Origin of the sequence: Spirillospora sp. NPDC048823, assembly GCF_043198445.1 — a bacterium.
GTDB lineage: Bacteria > Actinomycetota > Actinomycetes > Streptosporangiales > Streptosporangiaceae > Spirillospora.
Genome location: NZ_JBICUT010000003.1, coordinates 82333 through 104547 on the forward strand (window position 1 = coordinate 82333; position 22215 = coordinate 104547).

The window sequence follows — 22215 nt, forward strand, 5'->3', positions numbered from 1 at the left end:
CGGCCAGATGGACATCACGATCAGATACGAACCCTCTACGGATGAGGTGGCTCGGGCGCTGCGTCTGGGCCTCAAGCGGCAGCTCAGGGTGGTCTACCTGGTGGTACTACCGACGGTCCTGGTCGCGGCGGGACTGGTCTGCTTCCTGATCGGCGACGTCTTCATCGGCGTCGGCATGCTCGTCGCGGCGGCCGCGGCCCCGATCGCGGCGATCGCGGCGACCCGGGCGATTCGCCGGCTCGCCGCGCGGCAGCTCACCTACCTCTGCGTGCCCACGACGCTGCACGTCACCGATGACGGGTACGAGACCCGCACCGACCAGTACACCGTCAAGATGACGTGGTCCATGTTCAGCCGGGTCGAGACGACACCGGAGTTCTGGCTGTTCTTCATCAACAGGCAGATCGCGGCGTTCCTCCCCAAGAACGCCTTCGACGGCGAGCAGCAGGCCGAACTCGGCGGGTTCTTCGCCGCGTGGGAGAACGCGAAGGCCGCCTGAGCCCGGCCCCGGCGCCGCTGGACCGCCGGCGGGTCACTTCACGGCCGGTCACTTCACGGGCCGGTCACTTCACGAAGAGCGGCAGGGACCTGCGGGGTTCGAACCGGAACGCGGCGCCCTTGCTGATCTTCGTAACCGCGACCTCTCCGGACTCCGGAGCGGCGGTGCCCGTCAGGACGACCCGCGCCGTCCAGTCGGTGGCGGTGCCGGTCATCTCGACGTCCAGGTAGGGGTTGACCGCACGGACGATCGACCGCAGGGCATCGGGTTCGCCGGGCGTGCAGAGGGGCAGCCAGCCGCCGTCCCGGTGCGCCGGCGACGACGACACCGTGATCGACTCTCCGTCCCGGCTGAGGCCGACGTACGGTGCCGGGTTCATCAGCGGGTGCAGTTCGATGACCTGGGCCGCGTCCTGCGGGGTGTCCGACAGGCCGAGCGCCCGGTGCAGGCGCTCGGCGGCCACCCCGGCGTGCCCGATGAGCTGGCGCAGCGCGACCCGGTGGAACACCTGCTCGTCTTCTGCAGCACGCTGCCGTACGGCCAGCTGGAACGAGAGATTCAGCAGATGCTGCTGCAGGACCACCTCGTCGGCCATGCGGACCAGCGCCGAATGGGAGAAGGCCCCGAAATCGAGGTCGTCCACCAGGGGGCCGCTGTAGTCGCTCAGACCGTCCTGGGCGGGATCGATGTCATCGAGGACGAGTGAGGCGGCGTGCGAACGCTCGTTGACCGCCAGAGCCGGGATCGCCTCGACGCCGGGTGAGTCCGGGTTGATCTCCACTGTCCAGGCGCAGTGCGGGTGCTTGTCGGCCGGTTCGCGCGGCGGGCGGTGGATCGGCCGCATCTGGGCCTTCGGGTTGGTGGCCACGGCGGTGGCGTCGAACGTGGGGTCCTCGATGTCGTGGCACATGTTCTTGACCATGCCGGGGCCCATCGGCTCGACGTCCAGCAGCGCTCCGCAGTGGTCCAGGTGGAACGCCCCGTGCCACGGGTCGGTCACGCTGTAGCGGAAGTCCATGAACTGCGGCGGCGCACCGATGTCCAGCTGCATTCCCTTGAAGATCGTGGGCACGTCGTCGCCCTCGAACCGGAGGGCCCTCTGCATCCGCCGCGTGTAGATGGGACTGGCGCCGGCCCATTCCTCGATGGCGATCTGCGTCATCTGGTCCTGGCCCCATGCCTCCAGGCAGAACGGCATCCCCGCCCGGTCGATGAGGTGACCGATGAGCAACAGCTCCGGGACCAGCGTGGTGAGCTGGTCGCGGCTCAGGCGTGCGTAGCGGCTGGGCATCAGGTCCCCTCCAAAGGTGTACCGCCCGCAATATAGACAGTAGATCAGACAACTGTCCAGGTCTCCCGGAGTAGAGACGGTCGCCGGTGAACGGCTTCAAGTACGCTTGACGTCACCATGGCGGACGAGCGGTTGACGATCGGGGAGCTGGCGAGCCGTACCGGTGTCGCCACTTCCGCCCTGCGCTACTGGGAGGAGCTCGGCCTGCTGCCGGCGCCGGTCCGTGTCTCGGGCAGGCGGCGTTATGCGCCGGCGGCGGTCGGGCAGGTCGGCGTGATCCTGCTGTTGCGCGATGCCGGTTTCACGCTGCGCGATCTCAAAGCGCTCCTCGACCCCGGTTCATCGGCCGGCGGTTGGCGGGAGCTGGCCCAACGCAAGATCACCGAGCTTGATCGACGGATAGCCGAGGCCCAGGCGGCGCGGATCGCCATCACCCATTCCTTGGACTGCCCGCACGAGGACGTCTTCGACTGCCCCCACTTCGCCGGCAAGGTCGCGGCCCGCCTGGCCGGTACATCCCTCGAAGAGGCTCACCGCCACTGACCTCGACATGCCGCGCCGCAGTTCGGCCCCTGGGCGACGCGGCGCGGCCGCGCGCGGATTCATGGACCGAGCCGGACGGCCCGCGGTCTCCTCGAGAGCCCCCTCTACGCTGTCGGGGGAACCGACGATTGGAGCAATCCATGGGCAAGCATGAGAACCCCGATACCGATCATCTGGCCGAGTTCCGCTCGCTCGACACCGACGGCTCCGGCTACCTCGGCCGGGACGAGCTCATCGCCGCGTTCGCCGCGTCCGGCGACCCTCGTTCCGTCGAGGAGATCGACGCCTACATCGCCACCGCCGACAAGAACGCCGACGGCGAAATCTCCTACAGGGAGTTCCTCGCCGACTGATCACGGTGAAACGCCCAGGGCCTTGACGTGCCTGGGCTGGTGCGGTGCATGCGCTGGACGCAGCCTGCATAGCCCACGCCCATGCTCTGCCGAAGGCGGCGCCCGACCGCCCGGTGCGTGCCGTGGGCGTGGGACGGCTCATGAACGCTCTGATTCCGGCGGGGGAGCGAGGACGGGGAGCAGCATGTCCTCCAGGAGCCGGTCGAGGTCGGTCGGGGGCGGTGCGATGGTGAGCATCACGAAGACCCGCAGAATCCAGTGCGCGAGCGCGTCGGGGTCCTGGCGGCGGATGCTGCCGGCGTCCATCAGGGCCTGGTAGAGCGGGGCCAGCATCCGCGCACCCTGGTCGAGCATGGCGTTGGCGTGGGAGGTGAACGCACGGCCGACGAAGTCGGGTTCGTCCTGCAGGAGCTTGCTCAGTATCGGGTTCGACCATGCCTGGCGCACCAGCGCGGCGAGCGGCCGGAGGATCACTTCGGGGCCGTGGGCGCCGGCGAACAACTCCGGAAGCGTGTCGTAGAAGGCGTGCAGGTCTCGCGACGCCAGAAGCCAGGCGGCGTTCTCGACCGAACCGAGCTGCCGGTACACGGTGCTGCGCGACACGCCCATCTCGCGGGCGATGTCGGCCATCGAGCAACGGGACAGGCCGTACCGGGTCAGGCAGGTGGCGGCGGCTTCCAGGAACGGCCGGACCTTCTCGTCCGGTGGCGGAGGCAGACGTTCGACGAGGCCAGGTGGGGTCGGGACGCTCACGGCGGTCATTATGCCGTCACCTGGGTCTGGACGCTTGCAACATTCTTGTGTCATTGTTGCGACCCAGAAAGGGGAGGAGGTCTCGGATGACGACACCTGAAGCCTTCACCGGTCTGCCGGGTGCCCCATCGGCCGGCGACGCGCCTCTGGGGCCCGAGTCGCTGCTCTGGCGAATCGCCGGCGACCTGCGCGCCGCCGTGCCGGGCGGCGCCACCGGACTGCTGCAGCTCATGTATCCGCCGCTGGGGACGGCCGTCGCCGAGGAGTCGGGCTTCTTCGACGACCCGTTCGGCCGGATCTGGCGGTCCGTTCCGCAGATCTGGGCCACCATCTTCGAGCCGGACGGGGCGGACCGCGCGCGCCGGATCCGCGATCTGCATCTGGACATCAAGGGTGTGGACTCGGCGGGCCGCAGATTCCACGCCCTCGATCCCGAAACCTTCTGGTGGGCGCATGCCACCTTCACCTGGCACATGTTCCGTACCGCGGAGCTGTTCCTCCCGGCCGGCATGCTGGCTCCGGCCGACCATGAGCGGCTCTACCGCGAAACCGTCACCTGGTACGAACGCTACGGCGTGACGACGCGTCCGGTTCCACCCGACTACGGCTCGTTCCAGGACGCGTTCACGGCCTTCTGCGCCGAACGTCTGGAGCTGACGCCCCCCGCCGCGCGATGCATCCAGATCGCCCGCACCGAGGGCGTCGGCGCGGTGCCGTTCGTGCCGAGGTTCGTCATCCGCATGCACCGGCCGATCCTGCGGCCGTTCGGCACGCTCGTCGCGATCGGCTGCCTTCCCGAGCCGGTCAGGGACCGTCTCGGCATCGAATGGTCCGCCCGCGAGCAGCGCCGGTTCGACCGGATGGCGACGATGATCCGCGTGACGCTCCGTCCGCTGCCACGCCGCGTCAACCGGTGGACCCTGCTGACGGCGATGAGGATCATCGGAGCCAAGACGCGCCGCGAACGCTACCGCCCGCACCCGAGGGAGTGACGGTCGCCCACGAGCCGAACCACCCGGCCGGGGCCGCTTCCGCACCGACGAAGCCGGGTCACGAACCAGACCGACTACGGGCAGGGCGTCATGAGCCGTACGCTGCTGATCGCAGACCAGGGCAAGACCGCCATCCGGATAGCGCAGGCCGCCGCCGATCTGGGGTGGCATCCGTTCGCACTGCGAGAGCTCCTCGAAGAACATCCGCAGGACCCGCGCCGCGTCGAGTCGGACGAAGCCGGATCGCGAAACCGCCGGCATGCCGCCGCCGAACGAATCCTGTGGGCGGCCGCGCGGGCGGACGCCGGCCTTGTCCACCCGGGACGAGGGGCGCTCAGCCGGGACGCGGGGTTCGCCCGCCGCTGCGCCCGCCATGGGCTGACGGTGGTCGGGCCGCCCGCGGGCGTTCTGAAGATCGTCAATGATCGCGGTCTCGTCCGGTGCCTGGCCGACGCGGTGGGCGTACCGGTCGCGCCCGGGCCGCCGGGCCCCGTCTCCTGGGATGACGCCGAAGAGTTCTTGGCCGCCCTGCAGGGGCGGGCGGCCCTGATTCGTCCGGTGTCCAGCCGCGGCCCACAGGGCGGACACGTGGTCACCGGCCGCGCCGACCTGGACCGGGTCCATGCCCGGCTGGCCGGAACGGGCTCGCCTCCGGAGAGTACGGAGGTGTACATCGAGGAGTTCCTGGAACAGGCCGGCCGCGTGGAGGTTCAGATCGCGGGTGACGGACGGCAGGTCGCGCACCTGTGGGAGCGGCAGCCGCTCCCACGCCGCACGCACCGAACCGGATGGCTGGCACCGGCCGGCGGACTCGCCGCCTCCACACGCTTCCTGCTGCTCGACGCTGCACTGCGCTTAGCCGACGCGGTCGCCTACCGCGGCGTGGGCACGATGACGTTCCTGCTGACGCCCAGCAGGCGCTTCTACTTGACCGGCGTCGATCCGCGCCTGCACAGCGGCCATTTCGTCACCGAACGGCTGGCCGGACTGGATCTGTTCGCCGCACAGTTGCGGTTGGCGCGCGGGGACACGGTCGGTGACCTCGGCCTGGAGGAGAACCTGCGCGCATCGCTTCCCCTGCCCGAACAGACCGACCGCGACCGTGGCGGACAGTGTCGACCCCGCGGCCTCGGCCGCAGCCGCGGCAATCCTTCGAACTGGGGGAGGACCGGTGGCCGGGCCTTGGGCTGACGCGGCGTTTCCTGCCGGGCGCCTCATCCGGTGTCCGGCAACCGCGGATTCGAGGACCGGCGGCGGGCGACCGGGACGTGGCCCTCGGGCCCGCCTGCTTCAGCGTCCGTTCCCGAGGCCCCTCCACAGCAGGCGCATCGCTCCCTCGACGATTATCTCCCTGGGCATGTCGGGCTGGTCCTCCCACCAGTGCGCGACGCCGTCGAGGCCGCTGATGATCAGCTCGACCATCGCGTCGGCGATCGGGTCGCCCGGTGTCACGCCCATCGCACGGATGTCCTCGGCCAGCAAGGCCGTCACCGCGTGTGTGCGCGATTCGCGCATGCCCTCTCGGACGATGCGGATCTCCGGATCGTTCTCGTCGGTCCGGTCGAACAGCAGGCGCCGGGCATCCGGGCGGCTCTGGGCGAAGCTGAAATAGGCGTCGATCGTGGAGCGCATCCGATCCTCGGCGGACCCGGAGCCGGTGATGCGGGACCCCACGTGCTCGACCAGTGCCGCGTTCTCTTCCTGCATGACCGCCAGAAGCAGCACCCGCTTGGACGGAAAGTGGTCGTACATCACCGTCCGCGCCACCCCGGCGGCCGCGGCGATCTCACCCAGCGAAACACCGTGATAGCCCTTCGCGGCGAAGGCCCTCAACGCCGCCGCCATGATCAGAGCTCTCCGTGCCGGTGCCCGCAGCCGCGGCTTGGGACTGGCGTCAGCCACCCTCGCGGCTCCTTTCGTCAGCTCGGCGCAGGAACGTGCCGCTGTCGCCGGCTTCGCCGTTCCCGCGTCAAGATGCCCAGAGTACCGACACGGCCCCAGCGGTGGCGAGTCCGGTGATCTCGACGATGAAACCGGGTGACAGCGGCCCGGGCCAAGAACGACCTGGCGCGGTTGCGGCCGGATCTGTGAAGAGGGCGGCGCGCCGGACCCAGCGGCCGAGCTCGTCGATGCGAGATCGGCAAGCGGGGACTGCCTGTTGTTCGTGAAGTCCACGGTCCTGATGCCCACTGTGCTCTCGGGAGCCTGTCGGGCTGGAGGGATCAGTCGAGGAGCTCGTCGGCGGTGTCGACGACGGCGGCGCGCTGGACCCAGCGTTCGAGCTGGTCGGTGTCGGTGCAGCTCGTGATGCGCTCGCGGATGTCGTCGGGGACGTCGATGCCGCGTGCTTGCAGGAACAGGAGCACCGACTTCGCTTCGCCTCTGGCTTCCCCTTCGGCTTGGTGGGTTTTGGCGAAGTCCGACTGCCACTCGTAGTCGGCGATGTTCATCGTTCCCTCCAGGACCTTGCGGGCGGGCTCAGAGAGCTGTGTCATCAGGTAGTCATAGTACAAGCGGCCGTTGTCGCCGCCGTGTTCGTGGATTTCATCGAGGGCGGCCTTCACGCTGGTCAGGACCGCTTTGGTGTGGGGTCCGCCAGTGGCCGCGTGGGCGGGGGCGCTGAGGATGGCGAGTTCGGGAAGCCGGCGGGCTTGGGCGGGATCGGTGACGGGCGGGAGCATGCCGGGGTGGACGGTCAGGGGCTTGAGAACCCAGCCTGGGTGTCCCATGTCGATCGGGGCGCCGCAGCTGCGTGCGCCGGCCTGGTCACGGCAGAACACCAGGAGCGTCACCGGGCACTTGCGGCGGTTTCGCAGTAGCGCCAGGTAGGCGGGCCAGCTATAGAGCTTGTCCGCTTTGAAGCGGAGCTGCGATTCCACGACGACGCCGTGGGTGGGCCTCTCTGGGTCGTCCAGGAGCACCGTGGCGTCGCAGCGCAGCTCGGCGGGGTTCAGGCCCGCGTAGGACTCGGAGGTCAGCGTGGCCAGCCCTTCGTCGGGCATGTCCAGGCCGAAGACGGTCCGCATGATCGTCGGGACGAGCCGCGGTCGGTTGCGGACCATCTCCAGCGGCAGCTCGTGTTCACTCGTCGGCATGGCGAGCAAACTACCAGTAATCAATTGGTCGCGTGCTGTTAATGCCCGGCTTGGGTTGCGGGAGGCGGAGGGCGGCTTGAAAGGCGCTGCGGCCTGGGGTGCGTTCGGGCGGTGTGGTGGGAGCGGACGACGGCAGGCCGGAGTCGGGTCTCGGCTGTCTGGTGCGGGCGCGCCGGTCGCCGGTCGTCCGGTGGACGGTGATCAGCCCCCTGGCCCTCGGTCGTGAGGGGCAGAGGGCCGGGGGATCGGTCGGCGGGGCCTCGGACGTTCGCGGAGGCCGCCGCCTGGACGAGGGTCGTCGTGGATGGTCTAGCGGGTCGCGGGGGCGGCCGCTTGGACGGCCGCGCGAAGCGCCGCGCCGGTCACCAGCAGGACGGGCCCATCCGGGTCTTTGCTGTCCCGCACGGCCACAGCGTCCGGGAGCCCCGCCAGTTCGACGCAGTCACCGCCGTTGGAACCGCTTCGGCTGCTCTTGTGCCACTTGGCGTTCTTCAGGTCCATTTCTCTTGGACCACCTTTCTGATGAACTCGCGCGACATCTGTTCCGTGAGTGCCTGCGAGCGAAGGACGACAAGGGTCTTCGCCAGGACGGACAGGTCTGCGGGGTCGTCTGTCGTGATCGGGCGTACGGCCGTCTCGATATACGCGACCTCGCTTCGATCGTCCATCGTCGCGACCACGAATGCGCCCATGTTGCCATCGTGCTCGCCACTTCCCAAGACTACTTGAACCGTGACATTGGGCAACATGCTCATCTCGATGAGGTGTTCGAGTTGTTCCCTCATGGTCTCGGGAGTGCCGACCGGGTTGTGGAGCGCGTATTCGTTGATCAGGATCACGTACGTGGGCACGGATGCCTCGTCGTCCCCGGGGGCCTTGGTGAGGATGGCCTGCCGGGCGATCCTCGCGTCCGCAGCGGCCTGGTTGTTGTGCAGGATCGCGAGTGCGTAGGCGGGAGTCTGGACCAGGCCGGGGATCACGGAATGCTGCCAGGTGATCAGCATCGCTGCGTCAGCTTCCATTTCCGGCCAATCAAACCAAATCGGCACTGGTCGGCCGTCCTTGTTCAGGTCCTCCCACAGGTTGAGGAGTGAGCCACCTGCCTCCAGGTGATCGTCCACGATCTGCACGAAGGATCGTGAGGCACGCCTCTTACCGGTCTCGATACGGCTCACCTGTGCACCGCTCATCTTCGTGAGATGGGCGATGGTCTCCTGCTTGACCTCCTTGGCCTCTCGCATTCGGCGCATCTGGCGTCCGAAGGCGACGAGGGCGGGGGCTTCTCGGGGGCGTTGGCGCCTTGGGGGCATGGCTCCTACCTCTCGGGGGTAATTACCAGGCTTCGCCAGCGGCTTCCCAGTCACCACCAGTTGCGCCCGGTAAGCACACCGTAACCCGGATTCTGGCTCACTGTGTGTTGTACGACACACACAGTGAGGAGAAGCTGGTGGGCGAGGCGGTGCACGGCGAGATGACGGTCAAACGGGACCTCAAGGCCGTGGCGGAGGTGCGCAGGTTCATCCGGCTCGTGATGGGCGGCTGGGACGTGGACGACTTCGTCCCGTGCCTGATCGCGAGCGAGCTGGTCACCAACGCGATCCGGTACGCGACGACCGCCGACGACGAGGTGATCTTCCGCATCGGACGCACCGGCGACGGTGCGGTGTGGGTGGAGGTTCAGGACTCCACGTGCGGCATGCCGCGCATCGAGAGCGCGGACATCAACGGTGAGTCGGGCCGTGGCCTGTTCGTCGTGGAGCAGTTCACCCGATGCTGGGGTGCCCGGCCGCTGGCCGGCGACGTCGGCAAGGTCGTCTTCGCGGTCCTCAATCCGTGAAGAAAGGCGGAGGGACGGCCCCCCGACCGTCCCTCCGCGCCCCGGCCGAAATCCTCTCAGCCGTGACGCGCCCCATGCCCTGGCGCGGGGGTGATGTTGGTTGCTGGCTCCTTCTGGGTGAGGCGTTGGATGATGGGCTGCACCTGGTCGGCGGACAACCTGAAGGCGTGCACCTGGCCGGATTCCCGTTTCGCCTGCGCGGCGAACAATGCCCTTTCGAAGACGGCGGCGGTGCCGTCCTTGACGGCGTAGTCTGCGCCGTCCTCGCCCGACCACCAGCGAAGGGGGAGCGGCGGCTCGTTTTCTCGCTCGCGTCCTTCATCAGGCGCAGGGTTCCCGCCAGGACGTTCGGTGCGTTCTGGCCGTCCGGCCTTTCCTTTGTCAGTGATGTGCTACTTCCCTGGGCCGTTTCTGGGGTGGGGCCTTGGTGTGGTGGGCGGGCCACCAGAAGCGGGGGCCGGTGTCCAGGGCCAGGGCGGGGACGATGACGGAGCGGACGAAGAAGGTGTCGATGAGGACGCCGACGGACACCAGGACGCCGATCTGCACCATCATCGTGACCGGCATGATGCCGAGGGTGCCGAAGGTGGCGGCCAGGACCAGGCCGGCACTGGAGATGACGCCCCCGGTCACGCCCAGGCCGCGCAGGACGCCGGTGCGGTGGTCGCTGCGTCCCACTTCTTCGCGGACGCGGGAGACGAGGAACAGGTTGTAGTCCACGCCCAGCGCCACCATGAACAGGAAGCCCATCAGGGCGACCTGGGTGTCGACGGCAGGGAAGCCGAAGGCGTACCGGAACAGCAGCCAGGACGCGCCGAGGGCGGCGAAGTAGGACGCGACGACCGTGGCGATCACCAGGAGCGGGGCGACGAGGGCGCGGAGGAGTGCCATCAGGATGAGGAGGACGACGCCGAGGACGAGCGGGATCACGACGCGGCGGTCGTGGGACTGTGCGTCGGCCAGGTCGATCTCCATGGCGGTGCTCGCGCCGAAGATGGCGTCCGGGATGGTCTCGCGGAGGCCGCGGACGGTGTCCTCGGCCGCATCGCTGTCGGGTGGGTCGGTGAGGACGACGCCGAGGTTCGTGAGGCGGCCGTCGGTGGAGGGCAGGGGGTCGCCGACGCGGGCCACTCCGGGTGAGTTCTGGAGCGCGGTGGTCACGGAGGCCGTGTCCTGCTGTTCGGTGATGACCTGGAGGGGGCGTCCCTGTCCGCCGGGGTAGTGCTCGGCCAGGGCACGTTCGCCGATGACGGAACTCGGTGTGGTGGTGAGGAAGTCGGCTCGGTCCAGCCCGGTGTTGATGCCCAGGGCGGCGGTCGAGAGGGCGCCGAGGACGGCGAGGCCGCCGATCCAGATCAGGCGGGGGCGGGCGGCGATGCGGTGGCCGATGCGGTCCCAGGCGCCGCGGGCGGGCGGGCCGTCGCCGTAGCGGGGGATGCGGGGCCAGAAGATCCAGCGTCCGAAGACGACGAGGAGGGCGGGCAGCAGGGACATGACGACGACCAGGCCGCCCAGCACGCCGATGGCGCCGATCGGGCCGAGCGCGTAGTTGAAGCCCATGTCGGCGGCGAGCAGGCACAGCAGGCCGAGGGACACCGTCGCGGCGGACGCGGCGATGGGGGCGGCGGCGCGGCGGAGCGCGATCGCCATCGCGCGGTGGCGGTCGGGGTGGCGCCGCAGTTCCTCGCGGTAGCGGGCGAGGAGGAGCAGCGCGTAGTCGGTCGAGATGCCGAAGACCAGGGCGTTCAGGATGGCGGACATCCCGTCCGCCACGTAGAGGCCGGCGTGCTCGCCGAGGAGGTAGACGACGGCGCCCGCGACCTGCAGGCCGATCGCCGCGTTCACGATCGGCAGCAGCCACAGGACGGGGCTGCGGTAAGTGAGCAGCAGGACGGCCGTGACGACGAGGATCGTGATGATGAGGACCGGCTTCTCTAGGTTCTCGAAGGCGTCGCCGACGTCGAGCGCCGAGCCGGCCGGGCCCGTCAGGTGGACTTCCAGGCCGGGTGGTGCGCCCGCCCGGGAGGTCTCGCGGAGTTTCCCGGCCTTGTCGCTGAGGGTGTCGTCGTCAGTGAGAGGCACGTTCAGCATGAGCGCCTTGCCGTCGCGGGACGGCTGCGGCGGGTCGATCGTCGCGGCGGCGATGGGGGTGAGGGCGCGGCGGTCGGCCTCGGCCTTCGCGCGGTCGCCGGGTGTGATGCCCGAGGGGCGGACGTAGGCGATGATGCCGGGTGCCAGTTCGCCGCCGGGGAAACGGGACGTCAGTTCCTCCACCCGGGTCGCCTGGGCGCCGCGGGGGAGTTCGGCCGATGAGTTCGCCTCGACGACGTCCGGGAGGCGGCTCGCGGCCGGGACGGCCAGGATCGTGATCACGACCCAGGCGAGAAGGACCGCCCATTTGAGCAGGCGGGGCGATCGTTTGCGCGAGAGCAGCATGAGGTGCTCTCCTTTCCGGTGGGGGTTTCGTGTCGCGTGCGAACACACCTTTCCGGCGTGGTGATGCGGGGCTTCCACCCGTCCGGGCCGCCGAGCGGCAACTCGGCGGTCCGGGCTCTAGACCTCCGGGAACGCCAGGAACCTGGCGTGGAGGGTGCGCGCGTCCGGCGGCGGGTCGTCGTCGGAGTGTTTGAAGCGGTAGAGGAGCGCGATGTACTCCTCGAAGAAGGGCCGCACTTGCTCCGGCGTCAGCGTGATGGTGGAGAACGAGAAGAGCAGGGCGTCCGCCCATGGGCCCATCTCGTCACGTCCCTCCTGGAAGCGCGTGAGCGCGTCGAGTTCGTTCGCGAGCTCCAGGCGGGTCAGGTCCTCCACGGCCTCGCGCATCTGCGGCGACTGCTCGCTGTACGGGGGGAGCCGCCGATCGGCGGGCACCGCCCGCCACCAGCGCTCCCGGCCGCGCGCCAGCTCCGGCGCCTCCTCGACGAACCCGTGCTTGGCGAGCTGCCGCAGGTGGTAGCTCGTCGAGCCGGTGCTCTGCCCCAGCTCGCGGGCGAGGGTCGTGGACGAGACGGGACCGCGCCGCATGATCTCGGCGATCCGCCGCCGCAACGGGTGCGCGAGCAGCCGCACCTGCTGCGGATCGGTGATCGCCCTGGGCGCCGGCTGATCCTTCATGCTCACGACGCTAGAAGTTACAAAGGACCTTTGCAACGGTTCTTGGCAAAGTTCACCGTGGAGGAGGAGTAAGGGGAGGAGGGGCCAAGACCTGAGAAGGAGGAGGCGTCTAGTCCCGGCGGCTCTTTTCCGTCGTTGCCCGATTCGCCCGGACGGGCGCGGTCGTGTGGCAGGGCACGAATCGCAGGCCCCGCGGCTTTCGGAGGGCGCGTGTGTCGTTGGCGGACGAGCCCGGCCGTGGTCAACTAAAGTCACTGAGGTCGGTGGGAGGGGAACGATGCGCGATCGCATGCTCGAGGTGTCGCCGGGGGCGACGCTGGCCGAGAAGGTCGAATGGCTGATCCGGAACCTGTGGCCGGCCGATGCCGGGCCGCCGCGCAACAACGTGGAGACGGCCGCCGCCATCGCGCGCGCCACCGGCGGGGACATCTCGTCCACCACCGTGTGGAAACTGCGCACCGGACGCCAGGAGAATCCGCAGCTCAAGACCCTCACGGCGCTCGCCACGTTCTTCGGCGTGCCGATCGGGTTCTTCGGCTTCGCCAGTGAGTCCGGCCCCATCGGCGACGACCTCACGCTCAAGGCGCTGGGCAGGGACGTGGAGCACGGCGTCATCCGGCCCGAGGTGCTGCGCGCCCTCGTCGACCTGTCCCCGGAGGCCCGCTGGGTCGTCGACGAGATGATCCTCGGCGCCGCCGCCGCCGACCGGCAGCGGAACGGCGGCGCGGCGCACGAAGGACCCGGCCGGGAACGCGCCTAGTGCCGCTGTTCGGACGGCCGGACGGCCGGACGGCCCGCCGGACCGCCGACCGCCCTGGACGCGGCGCCTCGGTGGTCGCCGTCGCGGCCGCGGCCTTCTCCGTGGTGCTGGGCAGCGGCATCGCGCTCGCCGCGTCCTGACGTCCGCGCTCAGGCGGACGGCTTCCCGATGAGCGTGATCATGCTTGCTCCCCGTCCCGGGACACGGCTGGAATGTCACTCGGACATGATCGGCAGGGTGATCCAGGAGGGGCGGGCGGCGTCGTGGAAGACCGTCTGCTCGGCGCGGGTCATCGCCGGGTGCCGGTCGAACCGCGGGAAGTCGGACGAGGCGATCTGCACCCTGATCCGGTGCCCGGCCTTGAAGGTCTGGCTGGTGGCGGCCAGATCGATCTCGTGCCGGGCCCGGTCGCCGGGGGAGCGGACGATGCCGTCCAGCACGTTCATCGCGCGGCCGTCGGGCCACACGTCAACGAGCTTGGCCGTCCAGTCGGCGCCGGTCGCGGAGGTCGCCGCGTGCAGGACGGCCGTGACCGGGCCGGTGACCTCCACGTCCCGGTCGAGGACGGGCGAGGTGAAGCAGAGCACGTCGGGCCGTTCTTCGATGGCCCGCTGGTCGCGGGGGCCGACGTTGACGGGGTCGTGCAGCAGCAGCGGCCCGCCGTGGGTGGGGACGGGGTCGGCGGGGTCGTGCACGAACCGGGAGGGCGCCTCGTCCCCGGCGGGCGCGTCACGGGACAGGGAACCGTCGGAGTGCAGGTAGTAGCGGGTGTCGGCCGCGCCGGGCGGCGGCCATGATCCGGCCTCCCGCCAGACGTCGGCGCCCATCGTGAAGTACCTGACCTTCGGCCCTTCGGTGTTCCCCTTGAGGAACTCCAGCTGTGAACGCTCCAGCAGTGCGGACTGCGCGGAGGCGGCATGACCGAAATGGAGTTCGCCGACGCCCGCCATCTGCGACATGTGCGTCCACGGTCCGATGATGAGACGTCCACCGGGGATGCGGCTGTAGTTCTCCAGGGTTCCGCGCAGGAAGACGTCGAACCATCCCGCAGTGTGCAGGACGGGAACGTCGATCCGGTCGTGGCGCAGGGTCTCGGCCGCGTCCGTCCAGTAGGAGTCGCGTTCCGGGTGGTCCACCCAGTCGCGCCAGTGGGGGAACGCGTCCGCGACACCGGGCGCGTCCCGCAGCGGCACGGTGGACATGGCCGCGCCCGGATCGGCCAGTGCCCGCGTCAGCGCGCCCAGGCGGGCCCCGGCGTCCTCGCCGGCCGCCATGTCGTGCAGTGCGCCGAGGAGACCTTGGGTGGTGGCCCAGAAGAACGCCGAACCGAGCGCGAACGCACCGCCCTGATAGTTCAGCCCGTCGTAGAAGTCGTGCGGGGTCATCGCGGCGGCCACGGCCTTGAGCGCTCCGGGCCGCTCCGCCGCGAGCTGGAGCGCGCATCCGGCCAGGTAGGAGTTGCCGACCGCGACGACCTCGCCGTCCGACCAGGGCTGCGCGGTGATCCAGTCGACCGTGTCGGCGCCGTCGCGTCCCTCGTCGGCCCACGGGGCGAACTCCCCGTCGCTGGCGCCCCGGCCCCGGCAGTGCTGAAGGACGACCGCCATCCCCGCCCGCAGGTACGGCGTCACCGGCACCGAGCGGAACACCGGCTCACCGTAGGGGTTGCGGACCAGGACGGTCCGGTGCCGCCCGTCACCCGCCGGCCGGTGCACGTCCGCGCGCAGGACGGTCCCGTCGCGCATCTCGATCGGCTGGTCCAGGACGGTGACGGACGGCAGGGCGGGACGGTCGAGCTTCGTCACGTTGGCCTCGCTCTTCAGGCGGGTGCGTCCGGCGGGTGCGGCCGACGTTAGGCAGCCTCGCTCCGACAGTCAATCAACTGACGATCTTTGATGCGGGCGCGTCCTGGAAGCGGGGTGCCCGCATGTTCACCAGGCTGTCCAGTTTGTGGATCCGCTCGTCGTGCCCGATCTGGCGCAGCAGGTCGGCGACCGAGTCGTACTCCCCGTACTCGGCGGCGTACGTCGTGGGCGCGGGCGCGTGCTCCAGCTCCGGATGCCCGGCCACGTACGACATGTACTCGTGCTCGGCGTGGTCCTCGAAGTCGGCGTTGAGCCGGTAGCTCAGCTCGGGCCGCACCAGGAACAGCAGCCACGACACGTGGTAGTAGAAGAACGCCACGAGCCACGGCGCCAGCCGGTGCAGCACGAAGGACTGCTTCAGCCCGTCGCGCTGGACGAGGTCCTGGAGGATGAGCAGGTGCCACTGCTCGTTGTCCTGCTCCTCGCGGGTCTCCACGATCCGCTCGTAGACGCGCTTGGCGAGGGCGGAACGGCGGCGGTGCCGCGACAGCGAGAAGTAGCCCATCCGCTCCCACGCCTGGTAGGGGACGCGGGCGATGAACTCCAGCATCGCGAACTTCACGAGCGTGCCCTCGCGGCCGTAGACGAGGTCCATCTGCTTGAACAGCATCCGGGCCAGTAGCCCGTACTTCAGGCGCGGGCTTTCGAGGGTCTCGATCTGAGCGGCGCGCAGCTGCGTCGGGGAAAGCTTCGGCGGGCCGGCGTGGACGGGGGACTCGGGGCGGGTGAGGGTCTGCGTCGTGTTCGTCATGCCGATGATGCTGCGTGTACGGCGTGGGCCCGGGCATCGGCCGCTGAGAGACACCCGATCTACGGCGCGCCGCCCACCGCTCCCCGCTCCCGCTACCGCCCCGGGCGTAGGGGACGACCCTGAGACCGCCTAAGGGGCGTACCGCCGGCCGGTGGCGTCAATCTTCATCGCGGTCATGCCGGTGTCCGGTGTAGTGCATGCTCGCCACGCCGGCGCCCATGATGACGCCGCCGGTGATGATCACGGGCGGTCCGGTACCTCGGAAGCAGGTCTCGGTCTCCTACGGGCGGCGAAGTGTGACGGCCTGCGCGCCCGCGAGCCCGAGCGCCTCGGTGGCCGACCCCTGGTTGACCGCCAGGCCGAGCCCGCCGGACGAGTCGACCCAGAGAAGGGGATCGCCGGGGGCGACGCCGCCGAAGGTCTCCTCGAACGTGACCCGTGCGGAACCGGGGGCCGGAACGGTCCAAGCGACGTCCAGGGGCGTCCCGTACGGGACCGAGCCGAACGCGGCCGTCAGGTCCTCCGGCCCGCCGCCCAGGATCAGGCTCCCGAAACGGTCGGTGTAGAGCACCGGCACCGCCAGCTCCCCGTCGCGCACCACCGGGGACGGGACGTCCAGCGGCACCGGCTCGACCGGAGACCCGAGATCGGCGACGTCGGCGCCGCAGGACAGGTGCCCGGCGGCGGGGGAGAAGATGTCCCGCCCGTGGAACGAGGCCGACACGGCGGGCAGCCGGTACGCCGGGTTCTCCAGGGCATGCGCCCGGACGACCCCGCCGAGTTCCGCGGCGGCGGGGACCAGCAGGCCGTTGTCCGGGCCGACCAGCACGTCCCCGCGCCCCGTCTCGATCGCGACCGGGCGGCGCGGTGTGCCGACACCCGGGTCGACGATCCCCACATGGACGCCGGCCGGAAGGTACGGGAGCGCCTGGCGGAGCAGCATCGCGCCCTCACGGACGCCGAACGGGGTGATCTCGTCGCTGAGCACGAGCACGTTCGCCGCCGGCGCGATCGTGTAGACGACCCCCGCGCAGATCGCGGTGTAGGCGGCGCCGAAGTCGGTCGCCAGGCTGACGAACGGGCGGCTCTCCGGCATGCGGCGAGCCTACCGGGCGGCCCTCGTATGCTTCGGTCGTGCGCGCCGAAGCCCTCGACCCCCTCCTGCTGCGGACCTTCGTCGCCGTCGCCGACCTCGGCTCGTTCACCGCCGCCGCGGCCGCCGGGGGCTACACCCAGTCGGCGGTGTCCCGGCAGATCGCGGCGCTGGAGGACGTCTGCGGAGTGGAACTGTTCGCGCGCGGCGCCCGGGGCGTCCGCCCGACCCCGGCCGGGGAGTACCTGCTGCCGCACGCGCGCGGTCTCCTCGACCGGCTCGCCGACACCGCCCGCGCGCTCGACGGCCTGCGCCGCCTCGACACCGGGACGCTGCGGCTCGGCGCGTTCCCCACCGCGAACGCCGCTCTCGTGCCCCGCGCGCTCGCCCGGTTCCGGGCCCGCCATCCGGGCGTCCGGCCGGTGCTGCGCGAGGGGACGACCGAACGGCTGCTGCCGATGCTGGAGGCCGGCGACCTCGACATCGCCGTGGTCAGCACGCACAAGCTCCCGTCGATCCCCGCCGGGTCCGGCCGGACGGGCGAAGCCCGCCCTCCGTCGGCGGCGGGTGGGGGCGAGTGGACGATGCTGGCCGACGACGCCCTGCTCGTCGCGCTGCCGAGCGGCCACCGGCTCGCCGCCCGCCGCCGCATCGCACTCGGCGACCTCGCCGACGAACCGTGGATCGTGGCCGACGACCCCGATGCCATCGCCGCCCTGCGCGTCCGCTGCGAGGCCGCCGGGTTCGTCCCGCAGACGCCGCTGCGGGTCGCCGAGTGGATCTCCAAGCTCGGCCTGGTCGCGGAGGGGTTCGGCGTGACGCTCGTCCCCGCCCTGGCCGCGATGGCGGCGTCGCGGGACGGCGTCGTCCTGCGCGCGGTGGCGTCCGGCCGCCCGCGCCGGTCGGTCTACGCGGCGGTCGGACGCCACGCACGCAGATCCCCGCCCGTCACCGCGTTCCTGGCGGACCTCCGCGACGTGGCCGGAGAGCTAACGGGGGACGGCGGCGACGATCTCCACCTCTAGGAGGGCGTCGGGGTGGAACAGGCGGGAGACCTCGACGGTCGTGCTCGTCGGAGGGGCCCCCGTGAAGTACCGCGCGCGGACGGCCCCGTACTCCCTGCGGAGGTCGAGGTCGGTGAGGAACGACCGGATGTTGACGACGTCCGGGAAGCCCGCGCCGTGGGCGGCGAGGATCCGCTCCAGCAGCGAGAAGACCACCTCCGACTGGCGGGTCATGTCGCCCGGCGCGTCCACCTTGCCGTTCTCGTCGAGGGCGATCTGCCCCGACACGTACAGCATCGGGCCCTGGGTCACATGGGCGGTGTGGGAGTAGGCCGGGTTCGGCGGCGGGGGAACCGTCGCGGGATTGCCGAGCGTGACGCGCATGGAGGACCTCCTGGTGCGGTCTGCGGGTGTGATCACGTGGGCGTGCTCGACGCTAGGCGCCCGGCGGCCATGTCACCAGCGAAGGTTCGGCAGAGTGGCCATGCGCAGCAGGCATGGCTCGTCCTGCCGGAGTCAGTTCCGGTCGAAGCGGCGGGACGAGGCGTCCTCCTGGGCCAGCCGGTGCAGGGCCGCCAGGACCTGTTCGTACAGGACGGTCGAGACCAGCAGCGAATGGACCGTCCGGGCGCGCGACGTCCCCTCGGGGACCCTGCCGATCTCGTGGTCGGCGACCTCGGTCGCGGCCTTCACGTACGGCCGCAGGTCCTTCAGCGTGATCGGGAAGCCGAGGCGGCGCAGCGCCACGAACGTGTGTGCGAGAAGATCACGGGCGGGGGCGCGCTCGCCGACGTTCCAGCCGAGTTCGCGCACGAGGGCGTTCACGTCCTCGCGTGCGGCGCGCCAGTGCGGGTCGTGCGGCGCCGCCACGTGCGGGCCGATGGCGTACTGCGTGGTGCCGAACAGCTCGTGCAGGCTGACGCGCTCGTCCTCGATCGCCGCGATGATCTGCTGGATCGCCGAGACCGGCAGGTCGCCGACCTCCCGCAGCGCGTTGATCAGCCGCAGCCGCTCCAGGTGGCGCGCGCCGTACTCCGACCGGGTCGTGCTCACCGCCGCGCCCTTCGGGAGCAGGCCCTCCCGGATGTAGAACTTGATCGTCTGGACCGTCAGGCCACTGCGATCACTGAGCTCGGAGATCTGCACCGCCGCACCCCCTCGACCGGACGTTCAACGCTATCCGGGTGGCCCGATCAGATACCGGCACTATCCAATGTCTGTCCGAGTTGCGGTGATTTCCAGGACGCCGGCCGCCGTGCGCAGACGCTCGTCCAGCCGGATGCGGACCGTCACCGCCTCACCAGGTGCGGCCTCGGCGACGGCGAAGCCCGCCCACGCGCCCGCCTTCACCGCCTCCTCGAACGGGCGCAGGTACAGCTCGTCGAGCGCCTCGCCGCCGATGCGCGCGTCGTAGGACATCCGGGCGGTCTCGGAGTCGTTGCCCACGAAGTGCTTCACCGTCGCCGCGACCCCCGCCGACTGGACGCCCCTCACGAACGCGGCGCCGATGCGGGCGGTGAGCAGCGGGTCTTCGGAGTAGTTCTCGAAATGACGCCCGCCGAACGGCGTCCGGTGCAGGTTGATCGTGGGGGCGAGCTGGACGTGCACGCCCTTGTCGCGCGCCTGGGCGCCGTTCAGCCGCCCGATCCGCTCGGCGAGCGCGGGGTCCCAGGTCGCGGCGAGGGCGGTGGCGCTCGGGAACAGCAGGCTCGTGTCGCGCTCGTCCCATGTGGTGCCGCGGACGCCGCTCGGCCCGTCCGACATGACGATCCGCCTCAGCCCGATCTCGGGGATGGGACGCAGCGTCCAGAACCCGTCCCCGGTGAGCAGGTGGACCTTCTCCTCAAGCGTGAGCCGCCCGAGTCTCCCGCGCAGTCCGGCTTCGTCGATGGTCATCGGGCGCCTCCTCGAGGTGGGGTCAGGACGCGGTGCGGCGCATTCCCTCGGAGATCTTCTCGGCCGCCGCGGCGACCGGGGGAGCGTGCAGCCGGCCGGGGGAGCGGCTGAGGCGTTCGAGCGGACCGGACACCGACACGGCGGCGATCACCCGGCCGCCCGCGCCGCGGATCGGGGCGGACACCGAGCCGACGCCCTGCTCGCGCTCCCCGACGCTCTGCGCCCAGCCCCGGCGGCGGACGGACGCCAGCGTGGCGGCCTCGAACTTGGCGTTGCGCAGCCCCCGGTGCAGCCGGTCGGGCTCCTCCCAGGCGAGCAGGATCTGTGCGGCAGAACCCGCCGTCATCGGGAGCGCGGCGCCGACCGGGATGGTGTCGCGCAGGCCGCTGGTGCGCTCGGCGGCGGCCACGCAGACCCGGACGTCGCCCTGGCGGCGGAACAGCGAGGCGCTCTCGCCGGTGAGGTCGCGCAGGTGGGCGAGAATGGGTTGGGCGATCGCGAGGAGGCGGTCCTCGCCCGCCGCGACCGCGAGCTCGGCGAGCCTCGGCCCGAGGATGAAACGTCCCTGCGTGTCACGGTGGACGAGACGGTGGTGCTCCAGTGCGACGGCCAGGCGGTGCGCCGTGGGGCGGGCCAGCCCGGTCGTCTGGACGAGTTGCGCGAGCGAGGCCGGGCCCGCCTCCAGCGCGTTCAGAACAAGAACGGCTTTGTCAAGTACGCCGACTCCGCTAGAGTTGTCCATGTCTTGATATTGACGTCTCGGAATTTGAGATGCAAGTCAAGGTGACCGGGACCACGAGGTGACCGGGACCACGGCGCCCCTGCGATCGGCACCGGCGCCGACGATCATTACAGGTGAGGTGGGAGTGATGGGCCGAACACTGGCCGAAAAGGTCTACGACGCGCACGTCGTACGGCGCGCCGAGGGTGAGCCGGACCTGCTCTACATCGACCTGCACCTCGTCCACGAGGTCACCAGCCCGCAGGCGTTCGACGGGCTGCGGATGGCCGGCCGCCCCGTCCGGCGCCCCGACCTGACGATCGCCACCGAGGACCACAACGTCCCGACGACGGACCTGCTGAAGCCCATCGCCGACCCGGTGTCGCGCACCCAGGTCGAGACGCTGCGCAAGAACTGCTCCGACTTCGGGATCCGGCTGCATCCGATGGGCGACGACGGGCAGGGCATCGTCCACGTCATCGGCCCGCAGCTCGGCCTGACCCAGCCCGGCATGACCGTCGTGTGCGGCGACTCGCACACCTCCACGCACGGCGCGTTCGGCGCCCTCGCCTTCGGCATCGGCACCAGCGAGGTCGAACACGTCCTCGCCACCCAGACGCTGCCGCAGATCAAGCCGAAGACGATGGCCGTGACCGTCGAAGGCGCGCTGCCCGAGGGCGTCACCGCTAAGGACCTCATCCTCGCGATCATCGCGCGGATCGGCACCGGCGGCGGCCAGGGCCACATCATCGAGTACCGCGGCGAGGCCGTCCGGTCGCTGTCGATGGAAGGCCGCATGACGGTCTGCAACATGTCCATCGAGGCCGGCGCCCGCGCCGGGATGATCGCGCCCGACGCGACCACGTTCGAATACCTCAAGGGCCGTCCCCACGCCCCCTCCAACGCTGTTGCCGGGGGGTCTGGGGGGTCGTCCCCCCAGAACGGAAGCGGCGACGACTGGGACAAGGCCGTCGAGTACTGGACGTCGCTGCGCACCGACGACGACGCGGTCTTCGACAAGGAGGTCGTGATCGACGCCTCCGAGCTGACCCCGTTCGTCACCTGGGGCACCAACCCGGGCCAGGGCCTCCCGCTCGGCGACTCCGTGCCCGACCCCGCGTCCTACGACGACCCGGCCCGGCGCCAGTCCGCCGAGCGCGCCCTGGAGTACATGGGCCTGACCGCCGGGACGCCGCTGCGCGACATCGAGGTCGACACCGTCTTCGTCGGCTCCTGCACCAACGGCCGCATCGAGGACCTGCGCGCCGTCGCGGGCGTCCTCAAGGGCCGCAAGGTCGCCGGCGGCGTCCGCATGCTGGTCGTCCCCGGCTCCATGAAGGTCAAGAAGCAGGCCGAGGAGGAGGGCCTGGACGAGGTCATCTCCGCGTCCGGCGCCGAATGGCGCGAGGCCGGCTGCTCGATGTGCCTGGCGATGAACCCCGACAAGCTCACGCCCGGCGAGCGCAGCGCCTCCACGTCCAACCGCAACTTCGAGGGCCGGCAGGGCCCCGGCGGCCGCACCCACCTGGTGTCGCCCGCCGTCGCCGCCGCCACCGCCGTCACCGGCCGCCTCACCGCCCCCAATGACCTCGGCGAAGCCGCCGGGGGGCCTGGGGGGTCGTCCCCCCAGAACGACGCCGACCTGTAA

General features: G+C 70.6%; 25 protein-coding genes. 10 read left to right on the plus strand and 15 right to left on the minus strand.

Features of this window, described 5'->3' with window-relative positions; all coding sequences use genetic code 11:
* Nucleotides 1-7 precede the first annotated feature (7 nt).
* Nucleotides 8-499: a YcxB family protein gene (locus ACGFK0_RS07825; RefSeq protein ID WP_392901620.1), complete on the plus strand. Its 492-nt coding sequence runs from the start codon at nucleotides 8-10 to the stop codon at nucleotides 497-499.
* Nucleotides 500-563: 64 nt separating this feature from the next.
* Here ACGFK0_RS07825 and ACGFK0_RS07830 read toward each other — a convergent pair whose 3' ends face one another.
* Nucleotides 564-1790, minus strand: a complete 1227-nt coding sequence (locus ACGFK0_RS07830) for a hypothetical protein (protein WP_392901622.1) — start codon at nucleotides 1788-1790, stop codon at nucleotides 564-566.
* Nucleotides 1791-1907: 117 nt separating this feature from the next.
* On the opposite strand from ACGFK0_RS07830, the gene ACGFK0_RS07835 reads away from it, so the two are divergent.
* The gene (locus ACGFK0_RS07835; protein WP_392901624.1) at nucleotides 1908-2333 is read left to right on the plus strand and encodes a MerR family transcriptional regulator; all 426 of its coding nucleotides are present in this window, start codon (nucleotides 1908-1910) and stop codon (nucleotides 2331-2333) included.
* A 140-nt stretch (nucleotides 2334-2473) separates the two neighbouring features.
* Complete coding sequence (locus ACGFK0_RS07840) at nucleotides 2474-2686, plus strand: EF-hand domain-containing protein (protein ID WP_392901627.1); 213 nt, start codon at nucleotides 2474-2476, stop codon at nucleotides 2684-2686.
* Between the two features lie 138 nt (nucleotides 2687-2824).
* Here ACGFK0_RS07840 and ACGFK0_RS07845 read toward each other — a convergent pair whose 3' ends face one another.
* Nucleotides 2825-3439, minus strand: a complete 615-nt coding sequence (locus ACGFK0_RS07845; protein WP_392901629.1) for a TetR/AcrR family transcriptional regulator — start codon at nucleotides 3437-3439, stop codon at nucleotides 2825-2827.
* 86 nt (nucleotides 3440-3525) lie between these two features.
* On the opposite strand from ACGFK0_RS07845, the gene ACGFK0_RS07850 reads away from it, so the two are divergent.
* Complete coding sequence (locus tag ACGFK0_RS07850) at nucleotides 3526-4431, plus strand: oxygenase MpaB family protein (protein ID WP_392901631.1); 906 nt, start codon at nucleotides 3526-3528, stop codon at nucleotides 4429-4431.
* Between the two features lie 90 nt (nucleotides 4432-4521).
* The gene (locus tag ACGFK0_RS07855; protein WP_392901633.1) at nucleotides 4522-5622 is read left to right on the plus strand and encodes a biotin carboxylase N-terminal domain-containing protein; all 1101 of its coding nucleotides are present in this window, start codon (nucleotides 4522-4524) and stop codon (nucleotides 5620-5622) included.
* Between the two features lie 99 nt (nucleotides 5623-5721).
* Here the strand turns inward: ACGFK0_RS07855 and ACGFK0_RS07860 are convergent, their stop codons facing one another.
* The 4 genes from ACGFK0_RS07860 to ACGFK0_RS07875 form a co-directional block, all read right to left on the minus strand.
* The gene (locus ACGFK0_RS07860; protein ID WP_392901635.1) at nucleotides 5722-6333 is read right to left on the minus strand and encodes a TetR/AcrR family transcriptional regulator; all 612 of its coding nucleotides are present in this window, start codon (nucleotides 6331-6333) and stop codon (nucleotides 5722-5724) included.
* Between the two features lie 320 nt (nucleotides 6334-6653).
* Nucleotides 6654-7526, minus strand: coding sequence for a hypothetical protein (locus ACGFK0_RS07865; protein WP_392901637.1), 873 nt, complete (start codon nucleotides 7524-7526; stop codon nucleotides 6654-6656).
* Nucleotides 7527-7835: 309 nt separating this feature from the next.
* Nucleotides 7836-8027, minus strand: a complete 192-nt coding sequence (locus ACGFK0_RS07870; RefSeq protein WP_392901639.1) for a DUF397 domain-containing protein — start codon at nucleotides 8025-8027, stop codon at nucleotides 7836-7838.
* Nucleotides 8018-8836: a helix-turn-helix domain-containing protein gene (locus ACGFK0_RS07875; protein ID WP_392901641.1), complete on the minus strand. Its 819-nt coding sequence runs from the start codon at nucleotides 8834-8836 to the stop codon at nucleotides 8018-8020. Before ACGFK0_RS07875 ends, ACGFK0_RS07870 begins: the two co-directional genes overlap by 10 nt.
* A gap of 104 nt (nucleotides 8837-8940) precedes the next feature.
* On the opposite strand from ACGFK0_RS07875, the gene ACGFK0_RS07880 reads away from it, so the two are divergent.
* Nucleotides 8941-9363, plus strand: coding sequence for an ATP-binding protein (locus tag ACGFK0_RS07880; protein WP_392901643.1), 423 nt, complete (start codon nucleotides 8941-8943; stop codon nucleotides 9361-9363).
* Between the two features lie 381 nt (nucleotides 9364-9744).
* Here ACGFK0_RS07880 and ACGFK0_RS07885 read toward each other — a convergent pair whose 3' ends face one another.
* The gene (locus ACGFK0_RS07885) at nucleotides 9745-11799 is read right to left on the minus strand and encodes an MMPL family transporter (protein ID WP_392901646.1); all 2055 of its coding nucleotides are present in this window, start codon (nucleotides 11797-11799) and stop codon (nucleotides 9745-9747) included.
* A 117-nt stretch (nucleotides 11800-11916) separates the two neighbouring features.
* Nucleotides 11917-12477, minus strand: coding sequence for an ArsR/SmtB family transcription factor (locus ACGFK0_RS07890; protein ID WP_392901648.1), 561 nt, complete (start codon nucleotides 12475-12477; stop codon nucleotides 11917-11919).
* A 277-nt stretch (nucleotides 12478-12754) separates the two neighbouring features.
* Here ACGFK0_RS07890 and ACGFK0_RS07895 point away from each other — a divergent pair, with 277 nt between their 5' ends.
* Both ACGFK0_RS07895 and ACGFK0_RS07900 read left to right on the plus strand, forming a co-directional pair.
* The gene (locus ACGFK0_RS07895; RefSeq protein ID WP_392901650.1) at nucleotides 12755-13237 is read left to right on the plus strand and encodes a helix-turn-helix domain-containing protein; all 483 of its coding nucleotides are present in this window, start codon (nucleotides 12755-12757) and stop codon (nucleotides 13235-13237) included.
* Nucleotides 13237-13377, plus strand: a complete 141-nt coding sequence (locus tag ACGFK0_RS07900) for a hypothetical protein (protein ID WP_392901652.1) — start codon at nucleotides 13237-13239, stop codon at nucleotides 13375-13377. The genes ACGFK0_RS07895 and ACGFK0_RS07900 overlap by 1 nt, the downstream gene beginning before the upstream one ends.
* 75 nt (nucleotides 13378-13452) lie before the next feature.
* Here the strand turns inward: ACGFK0_RS07900 and ACGFK0_RS07905 are convergent, their stop codons facing one another.
* The 3 genes from ACGFK0_RS07905 to ACGFK0_RS07915 all read right to left on the minus strand — a co-directional run bounded on the left by ACGFK0_RS07905 (nucleotide 13453) and on the right by ACGFK0_RS07915 (nucleotide 16949).
* Nucleotides 13453-15042, minus strand: a complete 1590-nt coding sequence (locus ACGFK0_RS07905; protein WP_392901654.1) for a CocE/NonD family hydrolase — start codon at nucleotides 15040-15042, stop codon at nucleotides 13453-13455.
* Between the two features lie 73 nt (nucleotides 15043-15115).
* Nucleotides 15116-15853, minus strand: a complete 738-nt coding sequence (locus tag ACGFK0_RS07910) for an alternative oxidase (protein ID WP_392901656.1) — start codon at nucleotides 15851-15853, stop codon at nucleotides 15116-15118.
* Nucleotides 15854-16133: 280 nt separating this feature from the next.
* A complete protein-coding gene (locus tag ACGFK0_RS07915) occupies nucleotides 16134-16949 on the minus strand; it encodes an S-adenosyl-l-methionine hydroxide adenosyltransferase family protein (protein WP_392901658.1) in 816 nt (271 codons plus the stop codon).
* 38 nt (nucleotides 16950-16987) lie between these two features.
* Between ACGFK0_RS07915 and ACGFK0_RS07920 the strand changes: the two genes are divergently transcribed.
* Nucleotides 16988-17971 (plus strand): LysR family transcriptional regulator, encoded by a 984-nt coding sequence (locus tag ACGFK0_RS07920; protein ID WP_392901660.1) that lies wholly within the window; start codon nucleotides 16988-16990, stop codon nucleotides 17969-17971.
* Here the strand turns inward: ACGFK0_RS07920 and ACGFK0_RS07925 are convergent.
* The 4 genes from ACGFK0_RS07925 to ACGFK0_RS07940 all read right to left on the minus strand — a co-directional run bounded on the left by ACGFK0_RS07925 (nucleotide 17936) and on the right by ACGFK0_RS07940 (nucleotide 20588).
* Nucleotides 17936-18334, minus strand: coding sequence for a RidA family protein (locus ACGFK0_RS07925; protein WP_392901662.1), 399 nt, complete (start codon nucleotides 18332-18334; stop codon nucleotides 17936-17938). The genes ACGFK0_RS07920 and ACGFK0_RS07925 overlap by 36 nt on opposite strands.
* Before the next feature lie 132 nt (nucleotides 18335-18466).
* Complete coding sequence (locus tag ACGFK0_RS07930; protein WP_392901664.1) at nucleotides 18467-19096, minus strand: MerR family transcriptional regulator; 630 nt, start codon at nucleotides 19094-19096, stop codon at nucleotides 18467-18469.
* A gap of 60 nt (nucleotides 19097-19156) precedes the next feature.
* Nucleotides 19157-19846, minus strand: coding sequence for a glycoside hydrolase family 3 N-terminal domain-containing protein (locus tag ACGFK0_RS07935; RefSeq protein ID WP_392901666.1), 690 nt, complete (start codon nucleotides 19844-19846; stop codon nucleotides 19157-19159).
* A 22-nt stretch (nucleotides 19847-19868) separates the two neighbouring features.
* Nucleotides 19869-20588, minus strand: a complete 720-nt coding sequence (locus tag ACGFK0_RS07940) for an IclR family transcriptional regulator (protein ID WP_358463973.1) — start codon at nucleotides 20586-20588, stop codon at nucleotides 19869-19871.
* Nucleotides 20589-20715: 127 nt separating this feature from the next.
* Between ACGFK0_RS07940 and leuC the strand changes: the two genes are divergently transcribed.
* Nucleotides 20716-22215 carry a 3-isopropylmalate dehydratase large subunit gene (gene leuC / locus ACGFK0_RS07945; RefSeq protein WP_392901669.1) on the plus strand — a complete coding sequence of 500 codons (1500 nt, stop codon included), beginning with the start codon at nucleotides 20716-20718 and terminating at the stop codon, nucleotides 22213-22215.